The 12,874-nt window shown below is 46.8% G+C and carries 11 protein-coding genes; 8 read left to right on the plus strand and 3 right to left on the minus strand.

What is annotated here, in order from left to right:
* Positions 1-61: 61 nt before the first annotated feature.
* Entirely contained in the window at positions 62-487 is a 426-nt protein-coding gene (locus OGY35_RS09375) for a winged helix-turn-helix domain-containing protein (RefSeq protein WP_286632126.1), read from the minus strand.
* A gap of 700 nt (positions 488-1,187) precedes the next feature.
* On the opposite strand from OGY35_RS09375, the gene OGY35_RS09380 reads away from it, so the two are divergent.
* The 7 genes from OGY35_RS09380 (at position 1,188) to OGY35_RS09410 (ending at position 8,942) form a co-directional block, all read left to right on the plus strand.
* Entirely contained in the window at positions 1,188-1,985 is a 798-nt protein-coding gene (locus tag OGY35_RS09380; protein WP_286632127.1) for a transcriptional regulator, read from the plus strand.
* Positions 1,982-2,455, plus strand: coding sequence for a hypothetical protein (locus OGY35_RS09385; protein WP_286632128.1), 474 nt, complete (start codon positions 1,982-1,984; stop codon positions 2,453-2,455). The genes OGY35_RS09380 and OGY35_RS09385 overlap by 4 nt, the downstream gene beginning before the upstream one ends.
* Before the next feature lie 576 nt (positions 2,456-3,031).
* Positions 3,032-3,598, plus strand: coding sequence for a fimbrial protein (locus OGY35_RS09390; RefSeq protein WP_286632129.1), 567 nt, complete (start codon positions 3,032-3,034; stop codon positions 3,596-3,598).
* A gap of 95 nt (positions 3,599-3,693) precedes the next feature.
* Positions 3,694-6,282, plus strand: a complete 2,589-nt coding sequence (locus OGY35_RS09395; RefSeq protein ID WP_286632130.1) for a fimbria/pilus outer membrane usher protein — start codon at positions 3,694-3,696, stop codon at positions 6,280-6,282.
* Positions 6,283-6,335: 53 nt separating this feature from the next.
* Positions 6,336-7,073: a fimbrial biogenesis chaperone gene (locus OGY35_RS09400; RefSeq protein WP_286632131.1), complete on the plus strand. Its 738-nt coding sequence runs from the start codon at positions 6,336-6,338 to the stop codon at positions 7,071-7,073.
* Complete coding sequence (locus OGY35_RS09405; protein WP_286632132.1) at positions 7,070-8,371, plus strand: fimbrial protein; 1,302 nt, start codon at positions 7,070-7,072, stop codon at positions 8,369-8,371. Before OGY35_RS09400 ends, OGY35_RS09405 begins: the two co-directional genes overlap by 4 nt.
* Before the next feature lie 379 nt (positions 8,372-8,750).
* Positions 8,751-8,942 (plus strand): hypothetical protein, encoded by a 192-nt coding sequence (locus tag OGY35_RS09410; RefSeq protein WP_152402626.1) that lies wholly within the window; start codon positions 8,751-8,753, stop codon positions 8,940-8,942.
* Between the two features lie 10 nt (positions 8,943-8,952).
* Here the strand turns inward: OGY35_RS09410 and pdeG are convergent, their stop codons facing one another.
* Positions 8,953-10,476, minus strand: a complete 1,524-nt coding sequence (gene pdeG / locus OGY35_RS09415) for a cyclic di-3',5'-guanosine monophosphate phosphodiesterase PdeG (protein WP_286632133.1) — start codon at positions 10,474-10,476, stop codon at positions 8,953-8,955.
* A gap of 271 nt (positions 10,477-10,747) precedes the next feature.
* On the opposite strand from pdeG, the gene OGY35_RS09420 reads away from it, so the two are divergent.
* Entirely contained in the window at positions 10,748-11,104 is a 357-nt protein-coding gene (locus OGY35_RS09420) for a KPN_00521 family repetitive protein (RefSeq protein ID WP_042325986.1), read from the plus strand.
* A gap of 110 nt (positions 11,105-11,214) precedes the next feature.
* Here the strand turns inward: OGY35_RS09420 and OGY35_RS09425 are convergent, their stop codons facing one another.
* Positions 11,215-12,702: an alpha/beta hydrolase gene (locus OGY35_RS09425; RefSeq protein ID WP_286632322.1), complete on the minus strand. Its 1,488-nt coding sequence runs from the start codon at positions 12,700-12,702 to the stop codon at positions 11,215-11,217.
* Between the last annotated feature and the right edge of the window lie 172 nt (positions 12,703-12,874).

Raw genomic sequence — 12,874 nt, forward strand, 5'->3', positions numbered from 1 at the left:
CAACCTCGGCATATGATATAGTCAATTATCCTGATATTGTTATCAAGCAGACAATAAATAATTAAGAAATGACTTGTTCAGCATTACTGGGTTTCCCAATAAATCCGTTTTTTTTGTTTGTGTATAAAACATTAACTAAATTTTCCCTGACATAATAACCTTTAGACTCAACCCGCATAATGAAGCCTTCGGTCACGCCTACAGCGTTTAACTTCATTTTTAGTGCGTTCATCACCTGCCATAAGCGTTGATTGGATGAACTTAATCCGTGGTTATCCCAGACATTTAACAGAATGTCAGAATTGCTAATGATATTCCCTTTTGCATTTTCCAGTAGGTAGACTAACAGATGAAACATTGTTTCCCTGAGAATGACAGGGGAATAACTGTGGGAACGACTGTTCTTATCCACATTGACCAGCATTCTTTTATTAATGTCAAAATAAACATCTGGTTCAATGTAATAGCCAAAAATAGTTTTATCCATATCATCTATCTCTATTCAGTACTGATTAACGCATAGCGATGTATTGACAAGCATATGTCCTTACTTTTTATGCGCATTCTCATTAAAAATAATTAGGTTGGCAAACAAATGAGACATTTATCAAACCATAATGCTAAAACGCTGCCAGAGAACCCAATAACAGATCTTTATGCTATAACCGGCCAATAGTCTTTCGATCAGATCGGTTAATAATCCCAAAGAGACTCACCGTGAGGTATTTACCATTTAAAAAAAACACTCAACCATAATTGATCTATTTGCCAGTATTTTTAGCATTATCAACTAGTCAGACTCACTTCTTTCATTTTAACCCTATAACTACTAAGACTTTTCACCCTGAGGATACGCTCTCACTGCGGGCCACCAATCTATTGGCGAGACCTATATTAGCGGTCAATTGACAGGCAAAAAAATGAATTAGATAAAAGTAGAGTTAAAGTAGAGTTAAAGTAGAGTTAAAGTAGAGTGTAAGAGAGGTTTGCATTCTGACTGCGGATAAGAACAGCATTAATTTTTCCATACATTTCATGAAGTTAAAGTCATAAAACATCTATAGAGAGGTTTTCACCACACTGGCAGCTTCATCTTATTCAAGGAAGGCTATACTATTGATAACAAAATCTAAATTACATTTTTATTTTTTATAAAGTTATAATTTTCATATACATAGAGTCTCTCCATGCCAAACCGGTACATTCTTGACGATCTGATTGAGTTCAACCCTGACAAGTATCAGTTAGTATCCCGCCATAGTTCGAACCTCGCCGTTACCCTCAATGTCCCGGCAAGTCGTTGCCTCCAGCTGTTACTTGAGCGGCGCTACGAGCTGGTTCCTCAAAATGATTTTTACCCTTATGTCTGGGGAGATGAAGGCGCATCAGTTCCCGTGAGCACGCTTTATCAGAACATTTCTTTATTACGAAAGGCGCTTAAGACCTTTTCTGAGGATGGGGATAAGATAATCCAGACGGTTCCCAAAAAAGGTTTCTTACTTGCAAAAGACGTCAACGTTCAGGAGATAGCGTTAACCGACGATGTTGACGATGTAGAACCTGTATTGTCTGAAATCCCCCATTCTACGGCTCAACAAACCAGCACTATCGCGAAAAAAAACGCCTTTAAGAAGCAATTCATCCTCCGGTGTTTCTTTCTGGTAAGCGTCCTGACGTTATCCATTGCCGCTGGACTTCAGTTATTTCTATGGGGATTACCCACAGCGTTAAGCGACATTTACGCGCAGAAAATGAACATATCGGGTTGTTCTGTTTATACCAATTATAAATTTTCGGCAACGGAATTAAGCAAACAAATCATCAATAACAACATTGATTGTAAACAAACACCCTATGTCTATTTATACACGGCCAGCTTACAATTTAATATTCATTCATCATTGCTGTTGTGTAAACACCCACTGGAAAGTGACTTGCCGTTTGACTGTACGACCTACAATTTACTGGGAGATGCGGCGCAATGAATCAGAAAGTATTTAATGTCGCGATGAGTCTCATCATTGGCCTTCTGGTGAGCGTCAATATCTACCTTTATCATCAACACCGGCTTCTGACGCATTTCGAATGCCAGGGATACACCACAGTAAAAAATGAAAACTATATCTTTAGCATGAGGGCATTCCACACTATTGATGGTAAATCTGGTCAAACGGTTATCGAAGGGGAACTGAAGAAAAGAAACGGTGAGAGTTTGGGCTATGTACAGAAAGTGGCCTCTTATGACGCTGAACAGCGAGGCTCCAGGGTCTATATTAAGAACAACTCAAATGCTGAGATTGGAAATCGCTCAGAACTGGACCCTATACTCAAAGATTTACTCCCTGGTTATTTCTTTTACCACAACTCAAAAAACACCTTTACCGTTTATCCGGCAGGTGATGGTGGGTATCTGATTGGAAACAATCAGTATATCTATTTGTATTGTGCTAAATAGTCGCGTGCCGGTGTTGCGCAAACGGATAAAAGCAGCCGGTGCATGACCTGCCGCTCGTGTTGTTTATTTATTGTAAAATGTCGGTTAAAAAGATTCATTATACTTTCATCCTGAATTCATAATTAAAAAAATATAAAATGCTGAGCTATCCAGAGACATGATAGCTCATGCCACAAAATGGCCATTTCAGACAAACACGTCAACAGCTGTGCTGCCCACCTGACAAAACCTGCATCAATCTCTATGAAAAGCTTAAAACACAACATTTCATGCTGATGACATTGAATTCCAGCTACTCATTTGTATAAAAAAATCAATTTCGCTAGCATTCTGGTATTGGAAATCTCAACCTTTCACTTAATTAATATTTAATGAGGGGAAGTTCAATCCATTAAGGATTAAGGTTTTACCAATATCGTTTTAAAAATGACATGGACACTTGTTTATAGAGTTTACGTTTGATGGTCATCATTTGATGAGTGCTCACACGCGCATCAAATGATAATCAAATGCAACATTATCTATTACAAGGCAAACATGGAATGAATGAAATATATAAATCAACATGGAGTTACTATGAATAAATATCTTCTGGCGTCCGTTATTGCATTAAGTGTAAGCAGTGGAATTGCCCAGGCTTCAGACGGCACAATTACGTTCAACGGTCTTGTCACCAGTTCGGCATGTACTGCAATTGCGTCAGTCACTGCCGACGCTACGGGGACTCCGGGCACCGCTGTTCTGACGCTGGATAACGTCACCGCATCGACCCTGAACGCCGCAGCCGGGACTTACGCCGGTATGAAGCCATTCTCCATCCAGCTTACCGGATGCGAGGCAACTGCGGCACTGAATAACGTACGCGCACTGTTCACAACAACCAGCGCAGTCGGAGGGGCTATTGCTAACACCGCACTGGTAACTCCAGCAGCGAACGTGGCTATCGCCATTTTGCAACAAAACGGCACGACGCAAATCGACGTAAACGGCGGCGCGGCAAGTGATCCAGGTGTGGCATTGCCTCCAACAGGTTCACCTGGCCCGCTGACACTGAATTATAAAGCAGCCTACAAATCCCTGAGTACTGGAGTGACGTCAGGTAACGTCACTGGCGTTGCCGACTTTGTCATCTCTTACTTCTGATAAGTCAGATAAGGCCTGACCTGGATTATCTAAACACCACCACTGCAAATTTTGCTGTGGTGGTTATTACACCTAAGTAACAAAAGAAAACGACTATGCCAGCTTACTATTTCTCTATCCCCGCTTATCGTGTTTTATCTGTGCTGGCAGTTTCGATTTTGTTGTCGTTTTCCTCATGTATCAATGCAGAGGAAAACGACAGTGAATTTGAGAGTGAATTTTTGCGCCAGGATAAAAATGGCGCGACCCCCGATATATTTCTTTATAAAAATACGCTGGCACCCGGGAAAAAAAAGGTTGAGGTGGTCGTGAACGATCGCGTAACGGATATTTACGAGATCAACTTTATCCCTCAGCCGAAAGACAAGCTGGTTGTTCCCTGCCTGAGTCGTTATCTGTTAAACGAATTAGGCGTGAAAACCGAGCTTTATGATGACTGGCAAACGCCAGAAAAAGAGCCGCCATCGGACGGGATCTGTGAAGACCTGGCACAGCGCATTCCTGCGGCTACTGTACTTTACGATGATGCACACCAGCAGCTCAGACTGACGTTGCCGCAGGAAGCCATAAACCGCTCACGCTTTCAAATGATCTCTCCGACGGAGTGGGATGATGGCACCCCGGCATTACGCACCGCTTACAATGGCTATTTTTATAATACCCGCCAGAAAAGTACCAATTACGAAGGGAATGACAGCCGTTCTAATAATAATAATTCTTTTGTCAGTCTTAATAGTATCGCCAGCGCGGGTGCATGGCGAATTTATAGCTTTGATACATTTAATAAGAATAGCCGCGAGGGCTGGAAAACTAACCACGACAGACTGTATGCCGAACGCAATATCATCGCATTGCAATCAAAAATCTCTGCCGGGGATATCTATACCTATACGCCCAGCAGCATTATGGGCGTTATTCCGCTGCGCGGTTTCACCCTCGGCACCAATGAAAGAATGCTTCTGGAATCACAGTACAGCTATGCGCCGGTCATCAGAGGCGTCGCCCGCACTAACGCACGTCTCGTGGTGCGCCAGCGTGGCAATATTATTTACAGTAAAACCCTGACGCCCGGTGCTTTCGCCATTGACGACCTGTATACCGGACAGATCGGTGCCGATCTGGACGTCACGGTTGAAGAAACTGACGGTACAGAGCAGAAATTCACCGTACCGTATACCGCACTGCCAAATATGATCCGCCCCGGCGCTTTTCGTTACAGCCTGTCAATGGGGGAATATCGTGACAGCCAGTCTGATAAGCCATTAATGGCAGCGCTGAGCATTGAGCGTGGATTTGAAGCGCTTACGCTGAATGTCTCCAGCCTCGGGTCAGAGCAGTATCAGTCTCTGGCGATGGGGGCGGCGTGGAATATCGGTAATATCGGCGCATTTTCGTTAGATCTCGCCCAGGCGCGTTATCGCTATGATTACGCCACCCGCACCCATGACACCAGCACCAAAAACGGTAGCGCGGTTCGTTTGTTATATGCAAAACAGTTTGACCAGACCGATACCGGCCTGCGCATCTTAGGCTATCAATATCGTTCAGAACATTTTCTGTCTTTCTCAGAGTTTACTAGCCGAAATAATCACTCGGGGTATGACGATGACAGTGATTATGAAAGAGGAGATAGCCTGTGGAATAAGCGCCGTCGCAGTCGACTTGAGGTCAATATCAACCAGGGCCTGCAAGACCATGGCAGTCTTTATCTTTCGCTGAGTCAGGATCGTTATTATGGCACGTCTGAAAAGAGCACTTCAGCGTCCGCCGGTTATGGTTTTATGCTGGGTTCCGCCAGCGTCAACCTGGCATATACCTACAGCAAAAATGGCAGCGGCGACAATGATAACTCGCTCAATCTCGGCGTCAGCATCCCCTTACGCTGGGGTGAACGCGAGAAGAACTATAACTCGGTGAGTTATAACCTGACGCGCAATAGAGATAACCGCTACAGCCAGTCAGTCGGAATTTCCGGCGGGCAGCAGGACAGCCCCCTGTCTTATGGCATTAATGTGCAACGGGATACCAGTAATAACCTCAGCGAATCAGCGTCATTATCCCATAACGCCAGTTTTGCCACCCTGAACTCGTCGGTCAGCCACAGTAATTATGCTGACCAGTTCTCAGCCGGTATTGCCGGTGGAGTGGTGGTATACCGAGGCGGTCTGCTGCTCGCTCAAAGAATGGGTGACACTATCGGCATTGTGGAAACGGATGATGCACCTGATATCGGCGTCTCTGGTAATAACAATGTCAGAACCGACCGCTGGGGGCGTGCCGTCGTGACGTATCTCAGCCCTTATCGCTATAACACCGTCAGTTTAGACACCCAAAATGCGCCGAACGTGGAACTTAAGGAATCAACGAAAAAAGTGGTACCGACCGAGGGTGCGGTGGTGCTGCTGCGTTTTGCTACACGCAACGGGCGTCGTGCAATGGTGGTGATTAAGAGTCCGCACACGATTCCGGTTGGCGCAGTGGTCACCGTTGAAGGTCAAGGTGAAGAAGCCGGCATTGTGGGTAATAACGGACTGGCTTATCTGACGGGGCTGGATGCACGCAAAGATGAACATCTGATAGTGACCTGGGGACGTGATAAACAGTGTCAGTTTACGTTACCAAAATTAAATACCGATAATCCTGAATCGCAGTGGTACCAAAAAATCACGGTGAATTGCCAGTAATAAGCAGGGCGTTGTCAGCACCTGTTCAATGAATTATCCAAGAGAGTAGAATTATGTTGTTAAAGACCATTAAACATTCACTGTTAATCAGCGCGGCATTGAGCTTTTTAATTCCGGTACACAGCTGGAGTGCCGTTCGTCCACAACTGACACGTATTGTGGCTTATGCCGACGATAAAGAAACGCCAATTGAGATCGTTAATGAAAGCCAGGAACCGTATCTGGTTCAGTCGTGGCTGGAAGATTTAAAAGGCAATGATAATAACCTGCCTTTAGTGTTAACCCCACCCGTGATGAAACTCACCGGAAAACAGGAAGGGAAATTGCGCCTGGTCGTTTTACCGGGTGAAATTCCACAAAACCGGGAGTCGGTATACTGGTTATCAATCCAGGAAATCCCGCCAAAAGCCAAAGACAGCGAGAATAACAAACTGGTCCTGGCGATTCGCAGTCGATTAAAGATATTCGTCCGCCCGAAAGGACTGGACAGCGGTAAGGCTGCGGATGCGGTGAAATCGCTGACCTGGAGCGTTGAACGCGAAGGCGGTGCGGTCTGGCTGAAAGCAACGAACCCCACTCCTTATTACATTAGCTTCGGTCAGCTGTCCCTGAAGGCAGGCGGCGTAAACGAAACCCGACTGGAAGACAAAATTGAAATGCCCGCGCCAATGAGCAGCCAGCGGTATAGCGTGCCAAAGGGGTTAATCGGTAAGTCTGTCACCCTCACCTACAGCGCAATTAATGATTTTGGCGGTGAAACCGGCGTACTGACGACTGAGGTACGGTTATGAGACACAGATTAATAAATACCGTTATTGTTTTAATTTTAGGTACTGGTGCGGGGAATACTCAGGCAATTACGATTAACCTGTCAACACCTACCTGGCCAACGAATGGAGCCCCCGCAAGTTATTGCAGCTTTAGTTACCCAACGTTACAGCCCCTGTCTCAGCAACGTACCCTGTTAGTGGATAATAGTCTAGATAACGGTAGTGTACTCTATAGCTGGGGATATAATGATTTTGCGCCTGGTTTCGTCACGGTGTGCAATTCCGCGACGCAAGTTAGTACAAGTACTTTAAGTTCCCAAGGCAGTGGTAATGGCCCGGAAGTGTCTTATGCTACATCGCTCTACTTTTTGGGAAAACAATCTCAAGATTACAGAATATATTATTGGCCTACCAATAACCCCGGAATTGGTTTGAGACTTTACGTTACGCCAATTTCAATTAATGCCCAGAACACAGGGTATGTAGGTGCACTTGCTACATCCCATGTTTACGGAGCAGGCTCTACACCACTACAAGTTGGGCAGGAAAACACCATCCTGCAGCAATCTTTTAATTGGGTACAACCCGGATTCATTTCCAAAGTATATGGATCATCGCCAAATTTCAACCATTATATGGGGTCTGACATTAATTATGTCTCATACTCTATACGTGGAGAATTAATTAAAGTTGGAAATGTTCCGCAAACAAGTAATTTATCTATAACCGGAGCACTTAGTTATTCTCATGGGAAACCACCTGGTTACACCACACAATCTTTGGATGTATCAACTATTTTCGGATCAGGTGGCATTACTATTGCCATCCCTACCTGCCGATTGCGAGGAGCAACTAATTATCAGGTAAACCTGGGAACCTGGACCGATGTGGCAGGCAGAAATACAGGGGTTTTACCTGCTTACGGCGCCATAAAGCCGATCGATCTTAATATTGAATGTTCTGGAAAAGTGAATAACGTGAAACTTAGTTTTCAGGATGCTGGCTCAGACGGATTACTGAACCGAAATATCACCGTGTATGACAGTGGCGGTCAGTTTATTGAAGGGTTAGAAATCGAGATGTCTTATAACGGTAGCCGAATTGATGTCAATACTACCATCGCACCTTATCCCAGCTTTCCTGTCAGTACGGGTAGCAAAGGACAAGTTAAAACAAATACGCAAGATCTCAGTTATAGCAGTCAGGACACGGCGCAGTTTGGTGCGCGGTTTGTCCAGCGCAGTGCCATTAAACGTAATGGTGCCAGCTATACCGGACCGGTGACGGGACAAGTTAATATGACAGTCACCTATGAGTAATGTCGTCCTGGCCCCCTCTTCTGGCAATGAGCAAATCGTCAGTTTACCGCAGTATCAACGCGACGGGCTTTCCAGGCCCGATTCCACTTTGGCCCTGGCGGGGAGTCGACGCAATCTCACGCTCTGATCGTATCCCTATGATACGAATCAGGTTCGCTATTTATTTACATCATAAATAAAAGATAAGTTATCCGAAAACGGACTTTCCGGAGTTTTTGACTTGTATTCAGTTATTCAACACGTATTATCAGAAGGAATAAAAGCATTCTATGTTTACTTATCATCATTAATATTTACTTATCACCATCAATAAAAGTACAACAACACATTATTTCTAAACTAACCAAAATATCAAACGGTGTTACGTTAAGGATAAAACATGTACGTTCTGGCATTGGTTTTTGCGCTTACCGGCAACAATACAAAAAGCGAAGTCATTGGCGCCTTTACCCATTACTCGGAATGCGAAGCGGCTTCACAGGCCTATTCATCAAAAACAAAATGCTATTTTCTTGACCCGCAAAAAGGGATGCAGGAGGTGAATGCTTCCGATACGCGTCATTCAAATTGAAATAGTCCACCTACTCCACTATTACTTTTACTTTAGGTTTTGATAAGATAATTTTTATCAGTTCGGTGAAGTTGACCGGTTTAAAGAAATAGTACCCCTGCTGGAAGGTAATATTGTTGCGGTTCAGATAGTCAACCTGCTCTTTCGTTTCCACCCCCTCGGCAACAATACTTAACGACAGTTTTCGCGCCAGGTCCAGCACACAATCCAGGATCCGCGTTGAATCTTCTTCTGTGTTAACCCGTGCAACAAAGCTTTGATCGATCTTGATATAATCAATGTGCAAATCGTGAAGATATGAAAGCCCCGAATACCCGGTACCAAAATCATCCAGTGCGATAACAAAACCATTTTCATGAAGAACATTAAGCGTTTGTACCAGGTGTTCATCAACATGCAACGGCTCGCGCTCCGTCACCTCAATGACCAGGTTCAGATCTTTTCGCCTGAAACTTTCCTTGTATTTCAGGCATTCTGCTACAAATGACGGTGAAGAGATATGGGAGGCGCTCACGTTAATTCCGACATGAAAACCTTCCGGCAGTTTACTGGCAATCGCGTTCATATTCGCGGCAACCTGGCTCATCAACCTCTGGGTGAGCGGAATAATCAGCCCCGATTTTTCTGCCACCGGGATAAAGGATGCCGGGGAAATATATCCCGCAGTGGGATGTTTCCATCTTGCCAGTACTTCTACCCCTCGCAGCGTTCCTTCTCTGCCATTCACCACCGGCTGGTAAAAAGGAACAATTTCCCCTTTATTTATGGCCCTGCGCAGCGTTTCTTCCGGGGTGGTGCTTCTGTTTAAATACCGTTCGAGAGCATACCCTGCGAGACACGATATCAGCGCAATAAAAACGATAATGCCCATTCCCTGGCTGATGAGTCTGTGCAAACTAAATAGCGAAGGTTGGTTATATCTTACCGCGAAGGGATAATGGCCAGACTTTACGTAGCCAACATTCCGCTCTGACTCACTTACCTTAACCACATCCCCCGACAATCCCAGCACCACGCTGCCGACCCTAAGCGCGTAGCTCACCCCTTTCAGCGGCGTACGCAATGTGTCACGAATATGTTGATCGCTGATGGTGACTACAATTCGCTTTTCGGCGAGCGGCGTCTGGTACAACAGAACAGGTTGTTTGTTGACGGTATTTTTTGCCGACGCGAGCAACAGTGTGCTGTCGGGAACCTGCGGAAGATGCGTAAGCAACATGCGATTACCCGGTAGCGACGAACACCATATCTCTCCCTGGCGAAAGATAAAGATAGTCCTGAGATGGGGCTGTAACGCCGCCTCCATGCCAAGCAGATACTGATTTTCCTGGTCACAGCCTTTCAAGGCGACATTGCTGGCCGTACGGGTGGCACGACTCGCTTCATCAAGAATGACATTGACATCACTCACCACATACCGCGCACCCGCAAGGCTGTCAGCTCTGGCCGAATACCAGAGCTGCGCGTTAAGAATTAAAACGCCAAAAACAAAGAGCAACACGGTAACGATAATGGGGGGAAGAATGTTACGCATTGTCAGCCCCGGACGAGAGATAAGTTATTACAATGCCATTTACCCGCTTAACGTCACGAGTCTAAAAAGCATGGTAGAAAGAACGAGAATTGACCATAGTCGCGACGATATTTATTTCTCACCGCCGGGATAATTCTGCGTGATGCGTTCCCGGCATAACGCATGGAAAAAAAATGATATTTCCTGCTTACAGTTTTTTCCTAAAGCCAGCGCCTCGTTCAGCTGTCATGCTTAATCACGCTAATAACGAATAATGTTAAGCGAGGATATTATGAAAAAGACCATGATCGCATTATCTGCACTTCTGCTGGCTTCACCTGTTTTTGCTGCAACCACACACGCAACGGATAATGATGTGGCTGCCGCGCATGAAAATGCGAATACCGCAAAAGAAAAACTGCACCAGGCACAGAATCAGGGTGAAGAGCAACGACTGAAAGCAAAACATACCGCCGAAGGTAAAAGCGATAGTTTAAGCAGTAAAGTCAGTGAAGGTTCGCAGAAAACCTGGAATAAAACCAAAGAAGGCACCGAGAAAGGCTGGAACGCCACGAAAGAAGGGACTGAAAAGGGCTGGAATAAGACCAAAGAAGGCGCCGCCGCCGTTGAGAAAAAAATCAGCGAATAATCCTGACGTTCATCAGGCAAAAAGCCGCGTAAGCGGCTTTTTGCTTGTTACCCATTTACCGGGCTGAACTTACCCGCTGTCGTTCATCCCCGGAGGGGCGATAAAACGCGTTAACGTTGCCCCCCGACCACCGCCTCAACCCGTTCCTGTAGATAGGGAAAGAACGGATTCGAGGTGACACGCATTAACGTATCCAGCCCCACCAGCAGCGTGGCGGTCTCTCCGCGCAGCGCAATCGTACCGATGCTCACCCCATAACGATTCAACGCATCCGGCTTCAACCCGTACAAAGAATCGGTCAGTGGAAACGGCACCGCCACATGCGACAGCGAATACATCTCCTGTGGCCAGGCTTCCCGTAACGGCTGAATCTGCACTTCACGCGTTCCGGCGAGCGTGTCACGCGCCACCACGGCCACGGTTTCCGCCGTGGCGTTGGTCACCACCGTCGTGCGGTAAGCACGCGGTACGGACGGCAACAGCGTTGCCGCGGCGGTATAAGACGCACTACGCAGCAGTGGTCGCAGGTTAGCAGCCTGATTGATATCAAACAGCACCAGTTCGCTGCCGTTTGGCCCCAGATAGCGATACAGCGAATCCACTACCGCCTGGGTGCTGACGGTAGAATCCATCACCGACTGGAAGGTCAGCACCGGAGGAAGATCGTGAAGTCGCGTATTCTGCGCATCCTGTACGATTTGCTGCTGTAAAGCTTTGGTCAGCAAATAAGACTGCCGCGCCGCATTAACCGGAAACGAATTGTATTTGAAGGGGTTATATTCTGGCGTGACGTTAAGCCACGCGGCTTTGGCAAAGGCGGGGAACAGCGCCGGCAGTCCCGCCAGCCCGGCAAAACGGGCAAATGACGTGACGCCAATCATCGGCGATAGCAGCACCAGCTGACGCGGGCGTCGCAACGTGTCGTCGTCCAGACTGTCCAGCGTGTATTTCAGCGCCAGCGCGCCGCCGTTAGAGTACCCCACCAGATGCAGCGGCACTTCGGTACCCGCCAGTCGCGTCGCCTCACGAACCGCCAGCCGCGTCGCGGCCAGCCACGCTTCCCAGTCGACCGCCGTTAATGCACCAGGCGCAGTACCGTGTCCGGGCAGGCGCGGCACCACGGCGATGAATCCCTGCCGCTGGTAGATCTGCGCTAAATATTTCAGGCTATAGGGCGAATCGGTCAGGCCGTGCAGCATCACGGCAACGCCGCGCGGTTTACCTTGCGGCATCAGCACGAATGAGCGGTTCCCGTTGGGGGTAAATTGCGCCGGATAAACCCGGCTGCCCGACCAGAAACGGTTGATCGGCGTCTGCTCATCCGCACTCAGCTTATCGCCCACCTGTTTTTGCAGATCGGCAAACAGCATCTCTTCCTGCGCCTGATACTGTGCAAACGTGGCATTGTCCAGCGCCGCCGCGCTCATCTCATTCCCGTGCCAGGTGTGCCAGAGATGAAGGTCCGGTCCGCTCTCTGTCTGATACACCCGCACGCCCAGGAAAACAATCAGTACCACCAGCAGCGTCAGCACCACGTGTTTGACCAGCGCCAACAGGCCGGAACTCACCCACTTCACCCGACGAAAGAGGTTTTTAATCAACATGTTTATCCCAGGCCCCGCTCATCAGACGCACCACAACCCGCGTTAGTGTAGGCTAAGCGGCGGTTTCCTCAACCTTTTCTTCCTTTTTCTCGCGGTAATCATCTCGATATCCCTGCATTTAATAATGTTAAATGCTTGTTGTTTTTGATCACAAAAAAGAAACAAA

Source organism: Citrobacter sp. Ct235 (assembly GCF_030332305.1).
GTDB classification, from domain to species: Bacteria; Pseudomonadota; Gammaproteobacteria; order Enterobacterales; family Enterobacteriaceae; genus Citrobacter_A; species Citrobacter_A telavivensis.